Annotated in this window: 23 protein-coding genes and 1 pseudogene; 13 read left to right on the top strand and 11 right to left on the bottom strand. The window is 67.5% G+C overall.

The features are described 5' to 3' along the window. Positions 1–211: 211 nt before the first annotated feature. From ABD05_RS28825 to ABD05_RS28805, 5 genes are all read right to left on the bottom strand, one after another. Positions 212–1,540: an MFS transporter gene (locus ABD05_RS28825; RefSeq protein ID WP_047903341.1), complete on the bottom strand. Its 1,329-nt coding sequence runs from the start codon at positions 1,538–1,540 to the stop codon at positions 212–214. 225 nt (positions 1,541–1,765) lie between these two features. Beyond that, entirely contained in the window at positions 1,766–2,698 is a 933-nt protein-coding gene (gene kce / locus ABD05_RS28820; RefSeq protein WP_047903340.1) for a 3,5-dioxohexanoate:acetyl-CoA acetone transferase, read from the bottom strand. Between the two features lie 36 nt (positions 2,699–2,734). Next, positions 2,735–3,541 (bottom strand): SDR family oxidoreductase, encoded by an 807-nt coding sequence (locus ABD05_RS28815; protein ID WP_047903339.1) that lies wholly within the window; start codon positions 3,539–3,541, stop codon positions 2,735–2,737. 71 nt (positions 3,542–3,612) lie between these two features. Continuing rightward, positions 3,613–4,323, bottom strand: a complete 711-nt coding sequence (locus ABD05_RS28810) for a GntR family transcriptional regulator (protein ID WP_047903338.1) — start codon at positions 4,321–4,323, stop codon at positions 3,613–3,615. Between the two features lie 241 nt (positions 4,324–4,564). Further along, complete coding sequence (locus ABD05_RS28805; protein ID WP_047903337.1) at positions 4,565–5,356, bottom strand: IclR family transcriptional regulator; 792 nt, start codon at positions 5,354–5,356, stop codon at positions 4,565–4,567. 164 nt (positions 5,357–5,520) lie between these two features. Between ABD05_RS28805 and ABD05_RS28800 the strand changes: the two genes are divergently transcribed. The 5 genes and pseudogenes from ABD05_RS28800 to ABD05_RS39565 all read left to right on the top strand — a co-directional run. Further along, positions 5,521–6,297 (top strand): ABC transporter substrate-binding protein, encoded by a 777-nt coding sequence (locus ABD05_RS28800; protein ID WP_047903336.1) that lies wholly within the window; start codon positions 5,521–5,523, stop codon positions 6,295–6,297. A gap of 88 nt (positions 6,298–6,385) precedes the next feature. Beyond that, entirely contained in the window at positions 6,386–7,042 is a 657-nt protein-coding gene (locus ABD05_RS28795; protein ID WP_047903335.1) for an amino acid ABC transporter permease, read from the top strand. After that, a complete protein-coding gene (locus ABD05_RS28790) occupies positions 7,039–7,794 on the top strand; it encodes an amino acid ABC transporter ATP-binding protein (protein WP_047903334.1) in 756 nt (251 codons plus the stop codon). The genes ABD05_RS28795 and ABD05_RS28790 overlap by 4 nt, the downstream gene beginning before the upstream one ends. Next, positions 7,791–9,101, top strand: coding sequence for an NAD(P)/FAD-dependent oxidoreductase (locus ABD05_RS28785; RefSeq protein WP_047903333.1), 1,311 nt, complete (start codon positions 7,791–7,793; stop codon positions 9,099–9,101). The genes ABD05_RS28790 and ABD05_RS28785 overlap by 4 nt, the downstream gene beginning before the upstream one ends. A 9-nt stretch (positions 9,102–9,110) precedes the next feature. Beyond that, positions 9,111–9,194 (top strand): annotated as a pseudogene (locus ABD05_RS39565) (SAM-dependent methyltransferase); the annotation flags it as partial. A gap of 57 nt (positions 9,195–9,251) precedes the next feature. On the opposite strand, the gene ABD05_RS28780 reads toward ABD05_RS39565, so the two are convergent. Beyond that, positions 9,252–10,673 (bottom strand): cytochrome-c peroxidase, encoded by a 1,422-nt coding sequence (locus tag ABD05_RS28780; protein WP_047903332.1) that lies wholly within the window; start codon positions 10,671–10,673, stop codon positions 9,252–9,254. A 93-nt stretch (positions 10,674–10,766) separates the two neighbouring features. After that, positions 10,767–12,440, bottom strand: coding sequence for a phospholipase C (locus ABD05_RS28775; protein WP_047903331.1), 1,674 nt, complete (start codon positions 12,438–12,440; stop codon positions 10,767–10,769). Positions 12,441–12,788: 348 nt separating this feature from the next. Between ABD05_RS28775 and ABD05_RS28770 the strand changes: the two genes are divergently transcribed. Then, positions 12,789–13,700 carry an EamA family transporter gene (locus ABD05_RS28770; protein ID WP_082146250.1) on the top strand — a complete coding sequence of 304 codons (912 nt, stop codon included), beginning with the start codon at positions 12,789–12,791 and terminating at the stop codon, positions 13,698–13,700. Between the two features lie 39 nt (positions 13,701–13,739). Here the strand turns inward: ABD05_RS28770 and ABD05_RS28765 are convergent, their stop codons facing one another. Further along, a complete protein-coding gene (locus ABD05_RS28765; protein WP_047903329.1) occupies positions 13,740–14,213 on the bottom strand; it encodes an Lrp/AsnC family transcriptional regulator in 474 nt (157 codons plus the stop codon). Positions 14,214–14,532: 319 nt separating this feature from the next. On the opposite strand from ABD05_RS28765, the gene ABD05_RS28760 reads away from it, so the two are divergent. From ABD05_RS28760 to ABD05_RS28735, 6 genes are all read left to right on the top strand, one after another. Further along, the gene (locus ABD05_RS28760) at positions 14,533–15,918 is read left to right on the top strand and encodes an amino acid permease (RefSeq protein WP_047903328.1); all 1,386 of its coding nucleotides are present in this window, start codon (positions 14,533–14,535) and stop codon (positions 15,916–15,918) included. Positions 15,919–15,964: 46 nt separating this feature from the next. Then, complete coding sequence (locus ABD05_RS28755) at positions 15,965–17,167, top strand: amino acid aminotransferase (RefSeq protein ID WP_047903327.1); 1,203 nt, start codon at positions 15,965–15,967, stop codon at positions 17,165–17,167. A 162-nt stretch (positions 17,168–17,329) separates the two neighbouring features. Beyond that, positions 17,330–17,728, top strand: a complete 399-nt coding sequence (locus ABD05_RS28750; RefSeq protein WP_047903326.1) for a DUF488 domain-containing protein — start codon at positions 17,330–17,332, stop codon at positions 17,726–17,728. Between the two features lie 111 nt (positions 17,729–17,839). Next, positions 17,840–18,130, top strand: coding sequence for a DUF1488 family protein (locus ABD05_RS28745; protein WP_039367343.1), 291 nt, complete (start codon positions 17,840–17,842; stop codon positions 18,128–18,130). 16 nt (positions 18,131–18,146) lie between these two features. Beyond that, positions 18,147–18,386, top strand: coding sequence for a hypothetical protein (locus tag ABD05_RS28740; RefSeq protein WP_034191426.1), 240 nt, complete (start codon positions 18,147–18,149; stop codon positions 18,384–18,386). 164 nt (positions 18,387–18,550) lie between these two features. Beyond that, complete coding sequence (locus tag ABD05_RS28735) at positions 18,551–18,901, top strand: hypothetical protein (RefSeq protein WP_047903325.1); 351 nt, start codon at positions 18,551–18,553, stop codon at positions 18,899–18,901. Between the two features lie 90 nt (positions 18,902–18,991). Here the strand turns inward: ABD05_RS28735 and ABD05_RS28730 are convergent, their stop codons facing one another. From ABD05_RS28730 to lhpI, 3 genes are all read right to left on the bottom strand, one after another. Continuing rightward, the gene (locus tag ABD05_RS28730; protein WP_047903324.1) at positions 18,992–19,771 is read right to left on the bottom strand and encodes a helix-turn-helix domain-containing protein; all 780 of its coding nucleotides are present in this window, start codon (positions 19,769–19,771) and stop codon (positions 18,992–18,994) included. Positions 19,772–19,787: 16 nt separating this feature from the next. Then, entirely contained in the window at positions 19,788–20,192 is a 405-nt protein-coding gene (locus tag ABD05_RS28725) for a response regulator (RefSeq protein WP_047903323.1), read from the bottom strand. Positions 20,193–20,371: 179 nt separating this feature from the next. Next, positions 20,372–21,307, bottom strand: coding sequence for a bifunctional Delta(1)-pyrroline-2-carboxylate/Delta(1)-piperideine-2-carboxylate reductase (gene lhpI / locus ABD05_RS28720; RefSeq protein WP_047903322.1), 936 nt, complete (start codon positions 21,305–21,307; stop codon positions 20,372–20,374). A 264-nt stretch (positions 21,308–21,571) separates the two neighbouring features. Here lhpI and ABD05_RS28715 point away from each other — a divergent pair, with 264 nt between their 5' ends. Then, positions 21,572–22,309, top strand: coding sequence for a FadR/GntR family transcriptional regulator (locus tag ABD05_RS28715; protein ID WP_047903321.1), 738 nt, complete (start codon positions 21,572–21,574; stop codon positions 22,307–22,309). The last annotated feature ends 107 nt before the right edge of the window (positions 22,310–22,416 follow it).

The raw sequence follows: 22,416 nt of genomic DNA, 5'->3' as shown, positions 1-22,416 counted from the left end.
CCGGAGTGCGTTCATCCGTTCTGTGCAAGAATCCGCGCGTTTCCGCGCCGACCAACAACGAACGACACGCGCGCGGGCGTCCCTATCAGGAAACGAGGAGCACAACTTGATCTGCTGTTCTCGGGCGTGGTGTTCGTTGCGGGGATGTATCTGTTCTGACGAAGCCACGCGCGATACGGACGGGGTTCGGCGCCTGCATCGCGCGCGGCCGTCAACCGTGCGATTCCGCTTCGGAACGCTCGTGTCCGTGACGCAATGCGAGGCTCGCGAATGCCGCGACGACGAGCGCGGCTGCAAGCAGCGTCAGCCCGTTCTTCGCATTGCCGGTCGCCTGTTCAATCGCGCCGACGACGGTCGGGCCGACGAAGCCGCCGAGCAATCCGCACGTATTCACGAGCCCCAGCCCGCCGGCCAGTGTGCTGCCGGCGAGCCGCGACGCGGGAAACGTGAACACGATCGACTGCACGACGAAGAACATCGACGCAGCCACGCACACGCAGGCGAGCCCCGCGACAGGCGACGTATGCGCGGCGCCGACCATCCCGGCCGCCATCACGCCCAGCCCCGCGCACAGCATCCGGCGTGAATGACGCGACTTGCGCGCGAAGCGCGGCAGCGTCGCAGCCCCGAGCGCGGCGGCGAGCCAGGGCAGCGCAGTCAGCAACCCGACCGCGAACGGAGAGAAGCGCCCCGACGCGCCGATGATGCCCGGCAGGAAGAAGATCACCGTGTAGATCGTCAACTGGTGGCAGAAGTACACGAAGATCGCGAGCCAGATCTGCGGATCGCGCAGCGCGGCGCCGAACGTATGGCCGCCGTGCGTGGCGACGCCCGCATCCTGTTCGGCGGCCAGCGTGCGCTCGAGCGCGCGGCCGGTTTCGGGTGGGAGCCACGGTGCGGTGCTCGGGCGATCCGGCAAGCGCGTCCACACGACGAACGCGAGCAGGATCGCGGGGATTCCTTCGACGACGAACAGCCATTGCCAGCCGTGGAAGCCTAGCGTGCCGTCGAGTTCGATCAGCGCGCCGGCCAGCGGCCCGCCGACGATGTTTGCGATACACACGCCGAGCAGAAAAAAGCCGGTTGCGCGCGCACGCTCCTCGCGGCCGAACCAGTACGTCAGGTACAACATCACGCCGGGGAACAGGCCGGCTTCGGCGGCGCCGAGCAGCAGGCGCATCGCGTAGAACGACGTTTCGCCGCTGACGAACGCCATCGCGACCGATAGCGCGCCCCACGTAATCATGATCCGCGTGATCCAGAAGCGCGCGCCGACGCGATGCATGATCAGATTGCTCGGGATTTCGAAGAGCGCGTAGGTCAGGAAAAACAGGCCCGCGCCGAGCCCGTACGCAGCGGATGAAATGCCGAGATCGACGCCCATCGAGTGTTTGGCGAACGCGATGTTGGTGCGGTCGAGGAAGCTGATCACGTACGCGGCGATCAGCAGCGGCATGAGTTTGCGGAACAGCAGCCGGTTCAGCGACGCGCTCGCGTCGCCGGCGGCGGAAGGCAGGGCATGGGCGTGTTGAGTGGACATGCGGACGACTCCGGTAAGGGCGAACCGGCGCGCACGGCAAGCACGGTGCGCCGCGTTCGGCAGATGCCGCTGCGTGCATGCATGCAGCGGATGGGCAGACGACGGAGCCGCGCCGGCGGCGCTCGAACGGAGCGGGGCGATGATGGGCGTCCTGGCGCCGGCCGGCTCGGGCCGGCGCCTTGTCACTGCGCTTGCGGGTCCTGGTGTTGGGGCGCTACCCGGCGATCAGAAATTCACCGCGTCGCCGCCCTTGAGCGCGAGCATCGCGCGCGCCTCGGCCGGCGTCGCGATCTCCAGCGACAGGCCTTCGAGCACCTGTCGCATCTTCAGTACCTGCGCGGCGCTCGATTCCGCGAGCTTGCCGGGTGCGATCCACAGCGAATCCTCGAGCCCGACGCGCACGTTCGCGCCCTGCGCGGCGCCGATCGTCGCGAGCGGAATCTGGTTGCGGCCGGCGCCGAGGATCGACCACACGTAGTCGCCGCCGAACAGGCGGTCGGCCGTGCGGCGCATGTGCATCAGGTCTTCCGGGTGCGCGCCGATCCCGCCGAGCAGGCCGAACACGCTTTGCACGAAGAATGGCGGCTTCGCGAGCCCGCGGTCGACGAAATGCGCGAGGTTGTACAGGTGCGAGATGTCGTAGCACTCGAATTCGAAACGCGTGCCGTTCGCGCCGCAGCGCGTGAGGATCGTCTCGATGTCGGCGAACGTGTTCTTGAACACGAGGTCGCGGCTCTTATCGAGATGTTCGCGCTCCCACGGATGCTTCAGCTCGCGGAAGCGCTCGAGCATCGGGTACAGCCCGAAATTCATCGAGCCCATGTTCAGCGACGCGACCTCCGGCTGGAAATGCAGCGCGGGCTGCAACCGTTCGTCGACCGTCATATGCGGGCTGCCGCCCGACGTGAGGTTGATCACGGCGTCGGTCTGCGCCTTGATGTGCGGCAGGAATTCGGCGAACACGGCCGGATCCTGCGTTGGCTTGCCGTCGGACGGGTTGCGTGCGTGCAGGTGCAGGATCGCCGCGCCGGCCTGCGCGGCCGCGACGGCGGCCGTCTCGATTTCGTGCGGCGTCACGGGCAGGTACGGCGACATCGACGGCGTATGGATCGCGCCGGTCGGCGCGCAGGTGATGATGACTTTGCGAGCGTTTGCCACGGATGGATTCCTTTCGGTGAGCGATGCAGGGGGGCGTCAGAGCACTTCGACGTTGCCGCAGACGGAAATCGCCTGCCCGGTGATTCCGTGTCCGCCCGGCGAGCACAGGAACAGCGCGGTCGCGGCGATCTCGGCCGGATCGGTCATGCGCCGCAGCGAGATCTTCTCGAGATAGCGTTTTTCCATTTCGTCGTAACCGATGCCGAGCTGCTGCGCGCGTGCATCGATCACGCGGCGCATCCGCGGGCCGCGGACGATACCGGGCTGGATAGCGTTCACGCGGATGCCGAGCGGCCCGAGCTCGATCGCGAGGCTCTTCACGAGGCCAACCACGGCCCACTTGGTCGCCGCGTACGGTGTGCGGAACGCGTAGCCGAGCCGGCCCGCGACCGACGACAGCGCGATGATCGCGCCGCCGTGCTTCGATTCGCGCAGCAGCGGCACCGCGAGGCGCGCGAACTGGAATTGCGCATTCAGGTTGATCGCGACGGTTTGCTCCCACTGCGTGGGATCGATCTCGTCGATGCCACCCGTCGGGCCCGCGATGCCCGCGTTGTTGACCAGCACGTCCAGGCCGCCAAGCGTGGCCGATACATCGGCGAACACGCGCTCGACGGCGGCCGGATCGGATACGTCGGCCAGTGTCGCGCTGATCGCGCCGGCCCCGGCGCGCGACGGTCGGTCGGTGAGCGCCGCGATCGCGGCTTGCGATGCGTCACATACATGAACGTGCGCGCCGCACTCCGCGAACGCATCGGCGATCTCGAGGCCGATGCCCGCTGCGCCGCCTGTCACGAGAACACGCAGGCCGTCGTAGGGTTTCAGCAGTTCGGAAGCTGTCATGCCGGGTTGTCTCCATCGTTGGTGTTGTCGGATGCGGCCGCGTGCGATCGGGCAGCCGCGGAAAGCGGGCGCTACGGCTTCGCGTTCACTGACCGCGGCGTCTGTTCGGTCCGCAGCGTCTCGGCGAGATCGTGCGCGGCGCCGCCGATGTCGAGTGCGATGCCGGCCCGGACGCCCGCACCGTCACGCCGTTCGAGCGCGTCGACGATCGCGCGGTGCGCGTCCATCGAGCGCTGCATGTGGGGGATGTCGAGCGCGACCATGTTGAGAAACGGCCCGACACGCATCCACAGGTTCTCGACGATCGCGAGCGTGCTTTCGCTCGCGCCGTGCGCATAGATCGCGCTGTGGAATGCGAAGTTGCTTTGCAGGTAGGCGCGCGAGCGACCGGCCTCGACGTGCGCCTGCATCGTCTCGCACGTCTTGCGCACGGCGGCGATCTGCGTGCTGGTCATCCGCGCGCACGCGCGCTCGGCGATGCAGCCTTCGAGCGCGATCCGCACGTCGCGCAGTTCGTCGAGCATGCCGAGCGTCATCGGCGGCACGACGAGCGCGCGGTTCGGGCCGTCGACCAGCGCGCGTTCTGCGCGCAGCCGCGTGAGCGCGGCGCGCACCGGCATCGTCGACGAGCCGACCGCTTCGGCGACGCTGCGCAGGCTCAATGCCTGGCCGGGCGCGAAACGACCGCTCATCAGCGCTTCGCGCAGTTGTTGATAGACCTTGTCGGCCATCGTTTCCTGTTCGATGGCTTTCAGTGCGGGCGGGACGATACGAGGCGCCAAGGCGGGGTTCTCCAGGGTTTGATCTGCGATCTGTGATCACACTTGCGATGTGCGAAGTGTTGACGATCGGGCAAGCGGAGTCAAGGTGAACGGGATCGGGGAAAACGAGGGGTTTGCCGCGACGAAGGGACTCGTCTTGCGCCCGAACAGCACCTGTCGGATGGGGAATCCGCGGAAACCGCAGGAGGGATCGAACGCCGCTGCGCAAAGCAGCGGCGCTGCCGTTTCCCTATCGCAGACGCTATTCGAGCGTCCGGATCGAATTGCTGATGCCGCGCGCGCAGTCGATCACGGCCGGCGCGAGCTTGCGGCGCGCGTCGTCGAACGTCCAGCGGCTCGTCGGCGCGACCACATGCACGGCCGCGACGGGCTGCCCCTGACTGCCGAGCACGGGCGCCGCGATCGACATGTCGCCGATGAACAGTTCTTCCTGGTTGGTGGCGTAGCCTTCGTGCCGCGCGCTGTCGAGCAGCGCGACGAGCGCGTCGAGCGCTGTGACCGTGCGCGGCGTGTGCGGCGTGCGCGCCATGCCGTCGAGCCGCGCGCGCGCGTCGTCGGGCGGCAGCGCGCTCAGGAACGCGCGGCCGCTGCCGGTGCAGAACATCGGGATGCGGCTGCCGATCGGCATGTGGATCGGCACGAACTTCGTCGATACGAAACGCGCGACGTACACCATCTCGTCCTCGTCCGGCTCGGTGAGGTTGGTGGTTTCGCCGGTCACGTTCGTGAGCTCGGACAGGAACGGATTCGCGACGTCGATCAGCGTATCGGCCGCGAGGTAGTTGAAGCCGATCCGCATCACGTGCGGCGTGAGCTGGTAGCGCCGCGTGACCGGATGCTTGCGGATATAGCCGAGCTTCTCGAGCGTATAGACCATCCGCTGTGCCGAGCTCTTCGTCATCCCCGCCGCGTCGGCCACTTCCGCGAGCGTCATCGTGCGCCGCTTCGCGCTGAACGCGCGCAGCACGTTCAGCCCTTTCTCCAGCGACTGGTTGAACAGCAGGTCGTTTGACTGATCGGGCGATGTTTCCATGAGCAAGGGGGCTTGATCGATTCGATATCGAATCATAACGTATCGAATATCGATACGCAAAAATCTATTTGCGATATTTTTGATTCGTTTTAAGATCGGGTCATCGTCGCAATGCGTCGACCCGCGATCGCACGGCGTACTGGCTTATTCGAGAAGGAGACACCATGGTTTCGTTCATCAAGCGGTTCGGCGCACTGGCCGCCGGTTTCGCCACCTGTATCGCCATTTCCGCGGCATCGGCGGGCGCCGCCGCGGCCGAGCCGACGCTGAAGGTCGGCGCGACGGCCACCGGCGTGCCGTTCACGTTTCTCGACGTCAAGAGCAATTCGATCCAGGGGATGATGGTCGACGCGATCACCGCGGCCGGGAAATCGGCCGGTTTTCGCGTCGATGTGCAGCAGACCGTGTTCTCGGCGCTCATTCCGTCGCTCACCACGCAGAAGATCGACATCATCTCGGCCGCGATGCTGAAGACGCCGGCGCGCCAGCAGGTCGTCGATTTCTCCGACACGGTCTATTCGTTCGGCGAAGGCCTGATCGTGAAGGCGGACGACCCGGGCCGCTATACGTCGATGGACGATTTCAAGGGGCAGGTGGTCGGCGCGCAGGTCGGTACGGCGTTCGTCGACGCGCTCAACAAGAAGGGCATCTTCAAGGAAGTCCGGACCTACGATTCGATCGCCGACATCATGCGCGACGTCGCGCTCGGGCGCATCAAGGCCGGCTTCGCCGACCAGCCGATCGTCGCGTACCAGATCGAACACGGCGTCAACCGCGAGGTGCGGCTCGTGCCCGAATACCAGAGCGTCGTGAAGGGGCAGGTCTGCTTCATCGTGCGCAAGGGCGATACCGCGACGCTCGAGCAGCTCAACGGCGCGATCCGCAAGATGAAAGTCGACGGCACGCTGCAGCAGATCCTGCAGAAGTGGCACATGAGCTGAGCGCCGGCTCCCGATTCCAGACCGGTATCGCCCGCGCCTTGCGGGCACCCATTGCGGCGCGCCGTTCGGCCATCGCATAGGAGACCTCATGTTTTTTCAGAACGCGATCGATTTCCTGCCGATCCTGTTGAAGGGGGCAGTGGTCACGATCGAGATCACGGCATGCGCGTTCGTGCTCAGCTCGGTGCTCGGGCTGATCCTTGCGTTGCTGAAGGTGTCGCACAACCGCGCCGTGGCGACGGCCGGCAGCACGATCGTCAACGTGATCCGCGGGCTGCCGATCATCGTGCAGCTGTTCTACATGTACTTCGTGCTGCCCGATCTCGGCGTGCAACTGTCGGCGTTCCAGGCCGGCGTGCTCGGCCTCGGCATCGCGTACTCGGCCTACCAGGCGGAAAACTTCCGCGCCGGCATCGAGGCGATCGACCGCGGCCAGATCGAGGCCGCGCACGCGATCGGCATGCGCGGGCCGATGATCATGCGGCGCGTGGTGCTGCCGCAGGCGTTCCGCATCGCGCTGCCGCCGTACGGCAACACGCTCGTGATGCTGCTGAAGGATTCGTCGGTCGCGTCGACGATCACGGTCGCGGAGATCACGCGCGCCGGCCAGTTGATCGCGTCGTCGACGTTCCAGAACATGAGCGTCTATACGCTCGTCGCGCTGCTGTATCTCGCGCTCGGCCTGCCGCTGATGTTCGGCGTGAACCGGCTCGGCAAGCGGCTCGCGCTGAGGAGAGGCGCATGATCCGGATCGATTCGATACACAAGCGTTTCCATCAGCACGCCGTGCTGAAGGGCGTGAGTCTCGACGTGCAGCAGGGCGAAGTCGTATGCCTGATCGGGCCGTCCGGCTCGGGCAAATCGACCGTGCTGCGCTGTATCAACGGCTTCGAGACCTACGACGAAGGCTCGATCACGATCGACGGGGTGAAGGTCGATGCGCATTCGAAGCGTATCCACGAGCTGCGGATGCGGGTCGGCATGGTGTTCCAGCGCTTCAACCTGTTCTCGCACCGCACGGCGCTCGAGAACGTGATGGAAGGCCCCGTGCATGTGCGGCGGGTGCCGGCCGCGCAAGCGCGCGAGCAGGCCCGTGCGCTGCTCGACAAGGTCGGGCTCGCGCACCGGATGAATGCGTACCCGTCCGAGCTGTCGGGCGGCCAGCAGCAGCGCGTCGCGATCGCACGCGCGCTCGCGATGGAGCCGCAGGCGATCCTGTTCGACGAGCCGACGTCGGCGCTCGACCCCGAACTCGTCGGCGAAGTGCTCGGCGTGATGCGCGGGCTCGCGCGCGACGGGATGACCATGGTGGTCGTCACGCACGAGATGGGGTTCGCGCGCGAGGTGGCCGACCGTGTGTGCTTCCTGCACGACGGCACCATCTGCGAAAGCGGGCCCGCGCGCGACGTGCTCACGCAGCCGAAGCATCCCCGCACGCAGGAATTCCTGCGGCGCCTGCTGGCGTCGGACGGCGCCGCCAACCCGGATCGAACATGAGCGACAGGAAACCGGTACCCGCATGGTCCGACTCCCGGTGGCCGGATTCGCTGTGGGCGGCGACGGCCGCGCCGGCGCCCGACACCCCCGCGCTCGAGGCGTCCGCGTCGTGCGACGTCGCGATCGTCGGCGCCGGCTTCACGGGTCTGTCGACCGCGCTCCACCTGGCCGAACGCGGTGCGAACGTGTGCGTGATCGACGGCGCGCAGCCGGGCTGGGGTGCGTCGGGCCGCAACGGCGGGCAAGTGATTCCCGGGCTGAAATACGACCCCGACGAACTGGTCCGCCGGTTCGGCGACGAGGCCGGCGAGCAGCTTGCCGGCGTGGTCGGTGGCGCGGCAGATACGGTGTTCGACCTGATCGCGCGGCACGCGATCGACTGCGATGCGCGTCGCGACGGCTGGATCCAGCCGGCGCCGACCGCCGCGATGCTCGATACGGTCGCGCGCCGCGCGCAGCAGTGGGCCGCGCGCGGCGCACCGGTCGAAGTGCTGGGCCGCGACGACGTCGCGCGACGGCTCGGCACACATGCCTACGCGGGCGGCTGGATCGATCGCCGCGCAGGCAGCGTGCAGCCGCTCAGCTATACGCGCGGCCTCGTGCGCGCTGCGCAGGCGAGCGGGGTAGTCGTGCACGGGCTGACGCGCGCCGTCGGGCTGACGCGTGCCGACGGCCGCTGGCGGATCGCGACGGCCAGCGGCGCGACACTGACGGCGGATCGTGTCGTGATCGCGACCAACGGCTACACGGACGGGCTGTGGCCCGGCTTGCGCCAGTCGGTGATCGCCGCGAACAGTTTCATCGTCGCGACGCAGCCGCTCGCGCCGGAGCTCGGCCGCGACATTCTCGCCGGCGGCGAGGTCGCATCGGATGCGCGGCGCCTGCTGCTGTACTTCCGTCGCGACGCGGCCGGCCGTCTGCTGATGGGCGGCCGCGGCCCGTTCGCGGAACCGCGCGCGACGAGCGACTGGCGCCATCTCGAGCGCGCGACGACGCTGCTGTATCCGCAACTGAAGGGCGTCCGGTTCGAATACCGCTGGGCGGGGCGCGTCGCGATCACCGCGGATTTCATGCCGCACGTGCACGAGCCCGCGCCGGGCGTGACGATCGCGCTCGGCTACAACGGCCGCGGCATCGCGATGGCGACGACGCTCGGCAAGCACCTGGCCGCGCACCTGTCGGGCGATGCGCAACTGCCGCTGCCGTTCCGGGCCACGGCGATCCGGTCAATTCCGTTTCACGGGCTGCAGCGCTTCTATATCGCGGCCGGGGTGGCCTGGTATCGGCTGCTCGACAGCCTTTCCTGACGAGGCGCGGACGCGGATCGCGATCCCGCGCCGACGCCGCGCGAATTCCGGCGCGTCGCACGGCCGGGTACACCGCTCGTGTTCTCGTTGGCGCCGGCCTTCCCGTGCATCCGCGTGCGCCGCTGACGCGGCGCGGCGGTCAACCGGCGCTCACTGTTTCACCGGCTCGTCGTTCAACGTGCCGAGAAACGCTTCGATATCCTTGATATCCTGCGCCGTCATCGCGGGTTTGTCGCCCGGCTTGCGATCGAACGGCGCATCGGTCACGTCGACGTTCGCGCGATACTTCGGCGGAATATCGTCGTACTCGTCGACCTTGCCGTCCGCGCCGCGCGAATAGAACTTCTGCGGCGAGATGCTGCGCTCGTTGTAGAACGCCATCACCTGGTCGAGCGTGTGGAACACGCCGTTGTGGAAGAACACCTGGCGCGTCGCCGAGTTGCGCAGCGTCGGCGTGAGGAACATCCCGCAATACTGCGTCTGGTCCTTCAGGTCGTCGCGGAACGGCCCGCACACGCCGAGGTCGTAGAACGCCGGGTTGCGGTTCTGCGCAAGCTGCTTGTTGCGCGGCGCGCCGAGCGCCTCGTACTGGTAGTCGGTAAACATCGGCGGCAGTCCGTCCTTGCCGGGCTTCGACAGGTGGCAGCCCGCGCAATTCGCCTTGTCCGGATCGTTGAACAGGCGCAGCCCGCGCAGTTCGGCCTGCGACAGGCGCGCACGGCCTTCGAGCCAGCGATCGTACTTGCTGTTGTACGGATGGAACGACGGATCCTCGACCTGATACCGCGCGATCGCGAACATCGCCTCCGACACCGCGAGCTGCGGGCTGTCGAACACGCGCGCGCCGAACAGCTGCTCGAGCTGCGCGCGGTGCGACGACTGCGCGAGCTTGTGCGCGACGTCGTCGATGCTCGCGTTCGCCATCTCGACCGGATTCAGCAGCGGGCCGAACGCCTGCTGCTGCAGCGTATCGGCGCGGCCGTCCCAGAACATCCCGCCCTGCGGCACGAGCTGCGGCGCGGCCGACGTGCCGGCCACCTTCTGCGCCTTGACGACCCCGGCCGCCGACGCGGCCTGCTGCGCGACACTCGGTGCGGCGTCGTTTTCACCGGCATCGGGGCCGATGCTGAAGTTCGGTTGGCGGTACAGGTACATCAGCGACGGCGGCGGGCGATACCCGTGCTGCGTCATCGCGAGGCCGCCCGGCTGCACGTCGAGCGCGTTCGGCGGGCCATACGCATGATCGGGGCTGTGGCACGACGCGCACGACTGCTTGCCCGACGCGGACAGCGACGGATCGACGAACAGCGCGCGCCCGAGCTGCGCGACCGCCGATAGCGGCTGCGCGGCGGGCCGCTGCAGCACGACCGGATGCGGATTCGCGCCCGTCCAGGCGGCGACGACGGTGCCGATCGCCGCGGGCACCTGCGCGGGGAACGCGATCGCGAACGCGCCATAACCGAGCACGGCCGTGCCGAGCACGAACGCCGCGCGGCGCAGCAGGCGGGAAGGGGAACGCGGCGCGGGGGTGCCGGAGGCGTCGGGAGACGGGAACGCGGGGCGAGCTGTCATGCTGTCGGTCGGAAATCAGGCGCCGCGCGAAGCGGCGTGTTAAATGGAAACGGCCGGCGCGTGATGCGCCGGCCTGCGGTCAACCGATGCCGGTCAGATCGCCGGAGCCGCGCTCAATGCCGTGCCGAGCGTCGGGTCGAGGTACAGCGGCGTCGTGTTCGGCTTCGACGTGAAGTCGAACAGGCTGCGCAGGTCGCCCGCCGTCGCATCGAACGAACCGCCGCCGATGCGCTGGCCGCCGAGCCAGTTGTCTTCGATGAAGCGCACGACGGACGACTGGTCGAGCATCGTGTGGTCGACGTAGTTCTGCTTCGCATACGGCGAGATCACGATCAGCGGAATCCGCACGCCCGGGCCGCAGCGGCCGTTCACGGTCGCGCCGTTCACGCCGGTGGTGCCGCCCGTGCCGCACTTGCCGCTGCCGTTGAGCTGGTCGACCGGGTCGGACGACGCACGCGTCGGCGCCGTGTACACGTGGTCGTACCAGCCGTCCGAGTCGTCATACGTGACGATCACGGCCGTGTTCTGCCAGTCCGGCTGCTGCTGCAGGAAGTTGACGACCTTCGTCACGAACGCCTGCTCGTCGAGCGGATCCGAATAGCCTGCGTGCGCATCCTGCGCGGCCGGCGCCTTCAGGTAGCTGACCGACGGGAAGTTGCCGGCCTTCACGGCCGCGAAGAAATCGTCCGTGTCGTACTGGTGGTTCGCGGGTTCGGCCGTCTTGCCATCGGTCTGGACGCTCGAACCGATCGCGGCGATCGAGCTCGGGCGCGTGTGCTGCGGGTTCGACGTCGACGCGTAGTACTGGAACCAGTTGTGGTGCGGGATGTAGTCGGCTGTCGCGGCGTTCACGGCGGTGGCGACCGTGCTGCGGCTGCAGCCCGTCGTGCCGTTGCCGTTGGTCGTCGACAGGTTGAAGCCGCCCATGAAGCCGCCCCACGTGATCTTCGCGCCGTTCAGCAGGTCGCCGATGTTCTTGCCGCTCATCAAGGCCTGGTCGGTCGTGCTCGAGCACACGTCGTTGCCGGGGTCGACGTCGTTGATCATCGTGAAGCCGCCCTGGCCGTCATTGATGTAGTACGAGGTGGCGGCGAGCGTCGAAGGCTGCTTCGACGTCTTCACGATCTGCATCCCGTTGGTCTGCCCCGACACGACGTTCAGCGCGCCCGGCGTCGACGGGCCATAGACCGTCGTGTATGTGTTGTCGCTCATCGCGAAGCGCTGCGCGTAGTTCCACAGCGCCGTCACGGTGTTGCCGTCGAAGTAGCCCATCACCTGGCCCTTCGTGCCGAACGCGCCGGCGCCGCCGGACGAGCCCTTGCCGGTGTACTTCGGGAACAGGTCGGCGAGGCCGTTGTCCTCGGCCAGCTGCTCGGCCGTGTACGCGTGGTTCTGGTCGGCGGTCGCGGCCTGCGTGCGGTCGAGGCGGAACGGGTTCGCCGCGTCGGTGCCGTTGGCCGTGTTCGTGAAGTTCGGGTTCGCGGTGAGCAGCGTGCCCGTCAGGCCGTTCGGCGTCGGCGTGCCGGCCTTCGCGGTGAACGCCGGTTCGCCCGACGGGTTCGTCGCGTTCGGGTAGGTGCCGAAGTAGTGGTCGAACGAGATGTTTTCACCGTAGATCACGACCACGTGCTTGATCGGCGTGGCGGTCTGCAGCGCATCCTGCGACGACACCGCGGGCGTCGACGTCGGATCGTCGCTGCCGCCGCAGGCGAACAGCGCAAGCGCTGCGGCTGCGCAGGCGGTGACGAGCAAGGCTTGACGGAACATCGGGCAACTCCAGGTAAGGTCTTCGATGGTGGAGAGCGGCCCCGTCGCCGTGTCGGTTCGGCGCGGAGCTCGCAAGAGAGCACGCGCATTGGAACAGTCCCGTATGAAGATGTGGGGACGGAGCGGTTTCGCGAGGGTTGCGCTGTGGTATCGATTCCATTACGGCGCAACGCGGCGCGAAAGAGAACGGAAAGGGGCGGATCGCGTGCAACTTTGGGAGCCCGTTTCGCGGCGCGCGGGGCCGCTGCCGCGCAGGCCGCGCGGGGCGGGCGAAAGGGCGCGGTCAGCCGGTTCAGGCGAGAGGCGGCGCGCGCCGGGTTTTTGACAATCGGATGACGGATTCATACGATGGATGCCCCGCGGCGACGATTTCATGTTGCCGACCGTTACCGAGAATTCAGCGTGCCGATCCCGGTTCTGTTTGCCGTCCTGTGTGCGGCGTTCCTGCACGCGTCATGGAATGCGCTCGTCCGCAGCAGCGGCGACCGGCTGCGGTCGGCCACGGTGCTGCAGATCGCGATCGGGCTGTTCGCGCTGCTGTTCCTGCCGGCCGCCGCGCCGATCACGCCCGTGAGCTGGCTCTGCGTCGTCGCATCGGCCGTGATCCACGTCGTCTATACGCTGCTGCTGGTGCGCGCCTACGAGCACGACGACCTGACCGTCGCCTACCCGGTCGCGCGCGGCACCGCGCCGCTGCTCGTCACGCTCGGCGCGGCGGCGTTCGCGGGCGAGCGCCTGGACGCCGCCGCGCAAGGCGGGCTCGTGCTGATCTGCGCGGGCATCCTGGCGATCGGGCTGGAGGGCGGGCGCGGCGCGAAGCACCGGATGACGCAGGTGCTGCCGACCGCGTTTGCGACCGGCGTGTCGATCGCGGCCTATAGCGTGGTCGACGGGATCGGCGTGCGGGAAAGCGGCAGCACGGTCGGCTATACCGCGTGGATGTTCGTGTTGACGGGCGCGATGATGGCCGCGTACTACCGGCTGCGCGCGGGGCCGCTGCGGCTGACGCAGGATGTCGGCGAAACGGCGAAGGCTGCGTGCGGCGGCGTGTTCGCTGCGCTCGCGTACGGCATCGTGATCTGGGCGATGGATCGCGCGCCGATGGGCCCGGTGTCGGCGCTGCGCGAAACGAGCGTGGTGTTCGCGGCGCTGATCGCGCGCGTGTATCTCGGCGAGCGGCTGACGCCGCGCCGTGCGGCCGGTTGCTTGGTGATCGCGGCAGGTGCGTTGCTGATCAGTGCGTTCGAGGCGGTGCGGTGAAGGCGGCTGCCGAACGTGCAGGGCGTTTGCCCTCGTAAATCAGCTTTCCACCGGCATCGCACTCGTGCACTTGATCTCGTCGAGGCACACGCTCGAATGCACGCCGCTCACGCCTGGAATCCGCATCAGCGTTTCGAGCAGGAACTGCGACAGCCCCTTCAGATCGTGTGCGACGACCTTCAGCACGTAGTCGATGTCGCCCGTCACCGAGAAACATTCCTGGATCTGCGCGAGATCGGACACGAGTTTCTGGAACTTCGACAGGTCGCGGATATGCCCGCGCTCCATCGTCACGTGCACGAACGCTGTGACGCCGAAGCCGAGCGTGTCGGGACAGAGCCGGGTTTCGTAGCGGCGGATCGCGCCGATCTCTTCCAGCCGCCGGTGACGCCGCAATGTCTGCGCGGGCGACAGGCCGACGGCCTTCGCCAGATCGAGGTTCGACGCTCGGCCGTTCTCCTGCAGGATCGAAAGCAAGTGGCGATCGATGCGGTCGATAACCGGTTCAGGCATTTTTATTTCCTCATTTGTCTCCTGGATGCAATTTTATCTCATAATGTAGGGTTTGCATGAACGGGTTACGCAACCCGATTTCGCCGTCGCGACGCTAAACTGACGCCGGATTTTCGTGTGCGGCCGCAGCAATGCGGTGTGGGCGACAGTCGGCGGCCGGTCTGGCGGGCACGCCGACGCGAATCGGGCGTCGCCACGCGAAGATTGCAGTCCCCAACCCGGCGGCTCCACGAACGGCCGCCGGCACAGCAAAAACAGCGCCCGGCACACCGAGGCGCGCCGCACCGCTTCCGGCGGAGGCGGACAAAGTGGAGAAGACATGGTTTCTGGAAACGAGAGCGACGGCCTGAAGCGTGGGCTGAAGAACCGGCACATCCAGCTGATTGCGCTCGGCGGCGCGCTCGGCACGGGGCTGTTCCTCGGCATCGCGCAGACGATCAAGATGGCCGGCCCGTCCGTGCTGCTCGGCTATGCGGTAGCCGGCATCGTTGCGTTCTTCATCATGCGCCAGCTCGGCGAGATGGTCGTCGACGAGCCTGTCGCAGGTTCGTTCAGCTACTTCGCCAACAAGTATTTCGGCCACTTCACCGGCTTCCTGTCCGGCTGGAACTACTGGGTGCTGTACATCCTCGTCAGCATGGCCGAACTGTCGGCCGTCGGGATCTACGTGCAGTACTGGTGGCCGGGCGTGCCGACCTGGGTATCGGCGCTCGTGTTCTTCGTCGTGATCAACCTGATCAACCTGACCAGCGTGAAGTCGTACGGCGAGACGGAATTCTGGTTCTCGATCATCAAGGTCGCGGCGATCGTCGGGATGATCGGCTTCGGCGGCTGGCTGCTCGCGAGCGGGAATGCCGGGCCGGAAGCCAGCGTCCGGAACCTGTGGCAGCACGGCGGCTTCTTCCCGAACGGCGTGTCGGGCCTCGTGATGTCGATGGCGGCGATCATGTTCTCGTTCGGCGGGCTCGAGCTCGTCGGCATCACGGCGGCCGAGGCCGACGATCCGAAGCGCAGCATCCCGCGCGCGACCAACCAGGTCATCTACCGCATCCTGATTTTCTACATCGGCGCGCTCGCCGTGCTGCTGTCGCTGTATCCGTGGGAGAAGGTCGTCAGCGGCGGCAGCCCGTTCGTGCTGATTTTCCACGCGCTGAGCAGCAACCTGGTCGCGAATGTGCTGAACGTCGTCGTGCTGACGGCCGCGCTGTCGGTCTACAACAGCGGCGTGTACTGCAACAGCCGGATGCTGTTCGGCCTTGCGCAGCAGGGCAATGCGCCGAAGGTGCTGTGCTCGGTGAACAAGCGCGGCATTCCGCTCGCCGCGCTCGGCGCGTCGGCGCTCGCGACCGGCCTGTGCGTGCTGGTCAACTACTTCATGCCGGGCAAGGCGTTCGAGGTGCTGATGGGCCTCGTCGTGTCGGCGCTGATCATCAACTGGGCGATGATCAGCCTGATCCACCTGAAGTTCCGCCAGGCCAAGCGCGCAGCCGGGGAGAAGACTTCCTTCCGCAGTCTGGGCTATCCTTTCACGAATTACCTGTGCCTGGCATTCATGGCCGGCATTCTCGTCGTGATGTACCTGACGCCGGATCTCCGCCTGTCGGTGTACCTGATCCCGGTATGGCTCGCGGTGCTTGCGATCGGGTATCGCTTCCGTCAGAAGAATGCAGGCTATGCGATGCGCGACAGCGCGTCCGCACGCTGACGCAGGCCACGACCGACCATTCTTCCAAACGAGACCGACTCAAGCCATGTTCGAACACATCGACGCGTACCCGGGCGACCCGATCCTGACGCTCAACGAGAACTTCCAGAAAGATCCGCGCGACCAGAAGGTCAACCTGAGCATCGGCATCTACTTCGATGCCGAAGGCCGGATTCCGGTGATGGGTGCCGTGCGTGAAGCCGAAACCGCGCTGCAGCGCGAGAGCGGCCCGAAGCCGTACCTGCCGATGGTCGGCCTGGCCGCGTATCGCGACGCCGTGCAGGCGCTCGTGTTCGGCGCCGATCACCCGGCCCGCGTGGCCGGGCGCATCGCGACCCTGCAGACGCTCGGCGGTTCGGGTGCGCTGAAGGTGGGCGCCGATTTCCTGAAGCGCTACTTCCCGGACGCGCAGGTGTGGCTCAGCGATCCGAGCTGGGAAAACCACCGCTTCATCTTCGAGCGCGCCGGCTTCACGGTGAACACGTATCCGTACTACGATGAGGCGACCGGCGGCCTGAAGTTCGACGCGATGCTCGCGGCGATCGACGCGCTGCCGGCGCGCAGCATCGTGCTGCTGCACGCGTGCTGCCATAACCCGACCGGCGTCGACCTCGACGAAGGCCAGTGGGAAAAGCTGATCGACGTGATCGAGGCGCGCGGCCTGCTGCCGTTCGTCGACATGGCGTACCAGGGCTTCGGCGCGGGCCTCGACGCGGACGCATTCGCGGTGCGCGAGCTGGCCCGCCGCGGCGTGCCGGCGCTGGTCGCGAACTCGTTCTCGAAGAACTTCTCGCTGTACGGCGAGCGCGTGGGCGGCCTGAGCGTCGTCTGCGAGGATGCGGCCGCGGCCGACCGCGTGCTCGGCCAGCTGGCCGGCGCCGTGCGCTCGAACTACAGCAACCCGCAAACCTACGGCGCGAAGGTCGTCGCGGCCGTGCTCGGCACGCCGGCGCTGCGCAAGCAGTGGGAAGAGGAGCTGTCGGCGATGTGCCGCCGCATCGCGCGGATGCGCCAGTCGATTCACGACGGCCTGCGCGACCACGTCAGCGGCGAAGCGCTCACGCGCTACGTGAAGCAGCGCGGGATGTTCACGTACACGGGGCTGACCGAATCGCAGGTCGACGCGCTGCGCGAAGTGCACGGCGTGTACATCCTGCGTTCGGGGCGGATGTGCGTCGCGGGCCTGAACGACTCGAACGTCGGCATCGTCGCCGACGCAATCGGCAAGGTGCTGAAGAGCGGCGTCTGAGCGTCGCGCGCCCGGCGCGCAACGCGGCTGGCCGAACCGGCTGTCTCCCGTCGCGGAGGCAGCCGGTTTTTTGTTGCGCGGTCGCTATGTATGCTGCCCGGCTGACGCACGCGCAGTCTCGGCGGTACGATCACGGAATCGGACACAGGACAGAGGAGCGACATGGGCATCCGGATCATCCAGCTCGGCACGCCGCGCGCGGCCGGCGAGGGCCTGCGGATCGGGACGGTGCGGCGGCCGCCGCGCGGCGTGCCGAAGGCGGAATTCGCGTCGCGCAACTACTATGATGTATGGTTGCCGACGTTGTCGCCGAGCCCCGAACTCGTCGCGCAGGCGCAGGCGGCCGAAACGGACGCCGAATGGAACGCGTTCAAGCGCCACTTCCGCGCGGAGATGGCGCATGGCGATCCGGCGAAGGTGCTGGACCTGCTGGCGGCGCTGTCGGCGACCACCGCGTTCTCGATCGGCTGTTACTGCGACGACGAGCGCCATTGCCACCGCAGCGTGCTGCGCGAGCTGCTCGCGGCGCGCGGCGCGGCGATCGAGCCCGACGCGGGCTGACGCGGCGGCACGAAGCCGTATCGCGATCGTGCGGTGCGGCGAACCGGTTGACGTGGGTCAAGTGCGCGGCCGCGCGCGCCACTATGCTCTCGTCATGGAGCGATCACGACAATGACTGGCGGACAGATGCAGATTGCCTTCCCGCCCGAGCCGCCCGAATATTGCGCGCGCGACCTGGTCGTCGCGTTTTCGGCGCTGGTCGACGGACGTTGCGTGCAGTGCGCGGTCACGGCCGAGGCACTGGAAGACCATTTCGGCGCGCCGTCGCTGCTCGAACGCGACCTGCTGGCCGCATTCGACGCGCACCGTTCGGCGATCGAGGCGATGGCACGACGGATGCTCGAAGAAATCGGCGGCCGGCCGGTGCTGCTGCACAGCGGCCATTTCCGGCTCGGCGACTGACACAGCAGGAGGGCGCATGACACTGCAGGGCAACATTCACGAACGCGACTGGTCGGTCGAAGTCGAGACGCGCCCGTGCGAATCGGGCGAATTCCGCTGCCGCGTGTCGGTCGAGCACGGCGCCGGCGCCGCGCGCTTTCATCACACGTTCGAGCACAGCCACGCCTATCCGACCGAGCGCGAGGCAATGATCGAAGGGCTGCGGGCCGGCATGACGTGGATCGAGATGAAGACGTCGCAGGTCTTCAACGTATGAACGGTCCCGCGCCGATGGAGGCGCGGGCGGTCCCTATCGGCAGGCCAGCGATCGAAGAATCCGCGCATGCCACGGAAACCGCGTGCCGCCGCCTTTCGGTGCGGGCGGCGCATGCAAGGCGGGTCGACGAGCGGGCGGCGCCGTCAGGAGTCAGGAGAAACAACATGGGTGTGGGCATGCAGATCGCCTGCCTCGGATTCACGGGTTCCGCCGCGGTCGAAGCCGAAGCCGGCGCACAACTGGTGCGGCTCGAACGGTTTCGCGCACTGATCGGCGGATGCCACCTTGCAATCGAATCGCGCGTGGCGGCCGACGGCGCGCGCACATACGACGTACGGCTCGACCTGGTCTCGCACGATGCGGCGCTCAGGCCGCTGCCGCCGTGCATCGGCGACGACGTGGACGACGCGCTGCGCCGCGCGTTCGGTCAGGCCGAACAGGTGCTGATCGCGTGGCAGGCCGGTGGTGAAAGGGCCAGGCTGAGCGATGCCGCAACCGATGGCACGGCTCGGTGACGCACGGCGCGACGCATGACGCCGCGCGGACGATCCTTGCGCGTACTTCAGACCTGATCAGACCCGTATCAGCCCCGTATCAGCCCCGTATCAGACCCGCGCGAGCGCCTGCGCGTCGATGATGCGTACGCGCTTGCCGCGCGTTTCGACCACCGCATCGCGATGGAACCGCGAGAACATCCGGCTGACCGTTTCGAGCTTCATTCCGAGATAACAACCGATTTCCTCGCGCGTCATCCGCAGGTTGAATTCGGTCGCGGAATAACCGCGCGCCTCGAAGCGCGACGACAGGTTCAGCAGGAAATGCGCAACGCGCTGTTCGGCCGACATCGTGCCGAGCAGCAGCATCTGGCTCGATTCGCGCACGATTTCGCTGCTCAGCATCTGGTAGAGGAAATGCTGCATCGGCTTGATCTCGCGGCACGCCGCTTCGAGTGCGCCGAACGGGATGATGCACACGACGCTGTCTTCCAGCGCGATCGCGTCGCAGCAGTGCTGGCCGCCGCCGATACCGTCCATCCCGAGCGTTTCACCGGCGATCTGGAAGCCCGTCACGTGTTCGCGGCCGTCGCGATGCATCATCACCGTCTTGAACGAACCCGCGCGCACCGCATAGATGCTCTGGAACGGATCGTCGGTGCGGAACAGCGCATCGCCCTGGCGAACGTGCCGGGTCGTGCAGATGATCGCGTCGAGACGGCCGTATTCGGCGGCCGTCAGGTGCGGCGGCAGGCACATCGAACGCATCGCGCAGACCGAGCAGCGCGCGGCGGGATGTTTGGTGGCGTCGGCGCGCGTCACCGCTCGAAGCGGAATCGTCGGGCGGGGCGCGATAGGTACGTCGGCGGCGCAGGCGGTGGCTGTGGACATGAGTCACTCCGGCTCGTCAGGGGTGGTGCACGCGAGCGTGCACCAGGGATTCGATGACACGGCACGCGGCGTCGAATTCGACGGTCTTGTCGAAGAAGTAGTCGGCTCCGGCCGTCGCGCATGCCTCTCTGAATGCCGGTGCCGAATGATTCGTCAGCACGATCGTGACGATGCGCGGTGTGGCCTTCGACAGCATCCCGATCAGGTCGAGGCCGCTGCCGTCCGCGAGCCGCAGGTCGACGATCACCACGTCCGCCCGGCTGCTGCGGATCTGCGTCCACGCGTCCTGGCCGTCTTCCGCCTCGCCCACGACGGCGACGCCGCGGATCGCGCCGACGAGCAGCGCGATCCGCTGCCGGACGGCAACGGCGTGATCGACGAGAAACACCCTGAGCGGGGCGGGTGACAGGCTGGCATTCATGCCGGCAGTATCGTGTTGCGCCGCCAAAAATGAAATCGGCCGAATTGGAAGTTGGTGTAGGCCGCTTCGACGTGTTGTAGGGCGTTTCCTACAACGCGTACGGGAAAGTACCGGCGCGCTCCGGATGTTGCGATGCCGCACCGGCGGCGCACCCGCGGCCGGCGGGCTTTGCTGCCGGGTCAGCCGGCCTGGCGCGCGTCCAGCGCATCGCGTGCGGTACGGCACGCGGCGAGATCCCACGCGGCGCAGCCGACGCTCTTGAACAGCAGCGGTCCGCCGAGGGCGAATGCGCCGCTCAGCACGTCGGCGAGCGACGCGACCTGCTGCCAGTCGACCTGCGCGACGATCAGGTCGCCGGCCTCGTGGCGCGCGCCGGCCGGATCGTCGACGACGAGCCGGCTGCCACGCACCGTGTTCGCGTCGATCTCGGCCGCATCCGCGGTGAACGCGCCGACGCCGACCACGAGCCGGCCTTCGCGCGCGGCGTCGCGGTAGACGGGCGTGCGGCTCGTCGTCAGCGTGACGACGACGTCGATCGCATCGGGAATCGCGTCGCCGTCGAGCGGTGCGAGCCGCGGCGCTTGCGCGCGGTGCGCGGCGCAGAAGGCGGCCGCGCTGTCGGCGCGGGTACCGCGCACGTGAAGGCGCGCATCGGGAAAGATCGCCGCGAGCGCTTCCGCATGATTGGCCGACTGCTTGCCGGTGCCGATCAGCAGGATGTCGCGCGGCGCGGCGCCATGCAGCGCGTCGATGCCGAGCGCGGTGACGGCCGCCGTGCGGCGTCCGGTGACCGTCGGGCCGTCGAGCGCGAAGCGCATCTCGCCGGTGGTCGCGTCGTACGCGGTCACCTGGCCGAGGATCGTCGGCAGCCCGCGCGCGCCGTTGCCGGGGCATACGTTCACGAGCTTGTGGGTGGCAAGGTCACGCGCGCTCGACGGCATCGACAGCATCACGCCGCCGGCCTGCAGCGGCACGACCAGGCGCTCGGGGCTGACGATCTCGCCCGCCGCATACTCGGCGACGGCTTGCCTGAGCGTGGCGAGCAGCGCCGGGTAGTCGAGCAGCGCGGCCGTGTCGGCCGCATCGAAAACGGGAATCCGGGAAAGGGCGGTCATCGTGTACGTCGCAGGCGTCGGTGAGCGTGGGCGACGGGCGCATGACGCGCCCGCCAAGGGGCTGCCGGGTACCGTGATACAGGGCAGCGTGGATCGAATCTATACCACTTTCAGCCACATCTGCAACCCGGGAAATGAAGCAAAGGGGCAGTTTTGGTTCTAATATCTGTCCAGAAGGGTCGCCGTGGTCTCGATGCCCGCGCCGCTCCGGTATAGTGCGAACCCATTCCAAGTCCACGCCCTCGACCGGGCAGGAGCCATACGATGATGTCCGCGCGTCCCGAATCACTCGAAGGCGGTTTCAGGCCGCTGCAGATCTACGAGCAGGTTGCCGAGAAGATTCGCGACGAGATTCGCGCGGGGCGCTACGCGGCCGATTCGCGGCTGCCGTCCGAGCGCGAGCTCGCGGTGCTGTTCCAGGTCGGCCGGCCGGCCGTGCGCGAGGCGCTCGGCGCGCTGCAGAATGAAGGGCTCGTGTTCACGAAGCGCAATTCCGGCACCTATGTCGTCGCGTCGCCGCTCGACGTGCTCGCGGAGCGCGGCGACATGCGCGCGGCGTCCGAGGCCGACTTCAGCCCGACGTCGACGCTCGACGTGCGGCTGATCCTGGAACCCGCGATCGCGCGCCTCGCGGCGTCGCATGGCCGCACCGACCCGGGCGCCGAGCGCTATCTCGCGCAGATGGAAACCATCACCGACGTCGACGATCCGCACCAGCGCGCGCTGTGGAACGAGAGCGACCGACTGTTCCACCGGCAACTCGCGCTGATGACCGGCGACCCGCTGATCGTGAAGATCGCGGACGAGGTCGCGAAGACGATGGACCAGCCGTTATGGAAGCGGCTGAAGGACGACGGCATCTACGATGCGGGTCGGATCCGGCTCTACGTGTCCGAACACCGGCTGATCTACGAGGCGATCGTGTCCGGCGACGCCGATGCGGCCGCGTTCTACGTCGAGCAGCATATCCGCCGCGTGCGGCGCGACATCGCGCCGAAGTGATCGGTGTGGCCTCGTTCTGGTCTGAATTATGACCAGAATCGCGAAAATTATTTTGAAATTGCTTGCGATGTGACCACGCGTGTCCTACATTGGTTTCACACAAAACC

The sequence above is a fragment of the Burkholderia pyrrocinia genome (genome assembly GCF_001028665.1).
GTDB lineage: Bacteria > Pseudomonadota > Gammaproteobacteria > Burkholderiales > Burkholderiaceae > Burkholderia > Burkholderia pyrrocinia.
The sequence above is the reverse complement of the archived record's forward strand: the minus strand, read 5'-3'. Positions and strand labels throughout refer to the sequence as shown.

Bases quoted from the DNA above. Each gene is read 5' to 3' on its own strand.
- ABD05_RS28825 (WP_047903341.1), bottom strand. From the start codon at position 1,540: ATGTCCACTCAACACGCCCATGCCCTGCCTTCCGCCGCCGGCGACGCG.
- ABD05_RS28815 (WP_047903339.1), bottom strand. From the start codon at position 3,541: ATGACAGCTTCCGAACTGCTGAAACCCTACGACGGCCTGCGTGTTCTC.
- ABD05_RS28805 (WP_047903337.1), bottom strand. From the start codon at position 5,356: ATGGAAACATCGCCCGATCAGTCAAACGACCTGCTGTTCAACCAGTCG.
- ABD05_RS28800 (WP_047903336.1), top strand. From the start codon at position 5,521: ATGGTTTCGTTCATCAAGCGGTTCGGCGCACTGGCCGCCGGTTTCGCC.
- ABD05_RS28795 (WP_047903335.1), top strand. From the start codon at position 6,386: ATGTTTTTTCAGAACGCGATCGATTTCCTGCCGATCCTGTTGAAGGGG.
- ABD05_RS28790 (WP_047903334.1), top strand. From the start codon at position 7,039: ATGATCCGGATCGATTCGATACACAAGCGTTTCCATCAGCACGCCGTG.
- ABD05_RS28785 (WP_047903333.1), top strand. From the start codon at position 7,791: ATGAGCGACAGGAAACCGGTACCCGCATGGTCCGACTCCCGGTGGCCG.
- ABD05_RS28780 (WP_047903332.1), bottom strand. From the start codon at position 10,673: ATGACAGCTCGCCCCGCGTTCCCGTCTCCCGACGCCTCCGGCACCCCC.
- ABD05_RS28775 (WP_047903331.1), bottom strand. From the start codon at position 12,440: ATGTTCCGTCAAGCCTTGCTCGTCACCGCCTGCGCAGCCGCAGCGCTT.
- ABD05_RS28770 (WP_082146250.1), top strand. From the start codon at position 12,789: ATGGATGCCCCGCGGCGACGATTTCATGTTGCCGACCGTTACCGAGAA.
- ABD05_RS28765 (WP_047903329.1), bottom strand. From the start codon at position 14,213: ATGCCTGAACCGGTTATCGACCGCATCGATCGCCACTTGCTTTCGATC.
- ABD05_RS28760 (WP_047903328.1), top strand. From the start codon at position 14,533: ATGGTTTCTGGAAACGAGAGCGACGGCCTGAAGCGTGGGCTGAAGAAC.
- ABD05_RS28755 (WP_047903327.1), top strand. From the start codon at position 15,965: ATGTTCGAACACATCGACGCGTACCCGGGCGACCCGATCCTGACGCTC.
- ABD05_RS28750 (WP_047903326.1), top strand. From the start codon at position 17,330: ATGGGCATCCGGATCATCCAGCTCGGCACGCCGCGCGCGGCCGGCGAG.
- ABD05_RS28745 (WP_039367343.1), top strand. From the start codon at position 17,840: ATGACTGGCGGACAGATGCAGATTGCCTTCCCGCCCGAGCCGCCCGAA.
- ABD05_RS28740 (WP_034191426.1), top strand. From the start codon at position 18,147: ATGACACTGCAGGGCAACATTCACGAACGCGACTGGTCGGTCGAAGTC.
- ABD05_RS28735 (WP_047903325.1), top strand. From the start codon at position 18,551: ATGGGTGTGGGCATGCAGATCGCCTGCCTCGGATTCACGGGTTCCGCC.
- ABD05_RS28730 (WP_047903324.1), bottom strand. From the start codon at position 19,771: ATGTCCACAGCCACCGCCTGCGCCGCCGACGTACCTATCGCGCCCCGC.
- ABD05_RS28725 (WP_047903323.1), bottom strand. From the start codon at position 20,192: ATGAATGCCAGCCTGTCACCCGCCCCGCTCAGGGTGTTTCTCGTCGAT.
- lhpI (WP_047903322.1), bottom strand. From the start codon at position 21,307: ATGACCGCCCTTTCCCGGATTCCCGTTTTCGATGCGGCCGACACGGCC.
- ABD05_RS28715 (WP_047903321.1), top strand. From the start codon at position 21,572: ATGATGTCCGCGCGTCCCGAATCACTCGAAGGCGGTTTCAGGCCGCTG.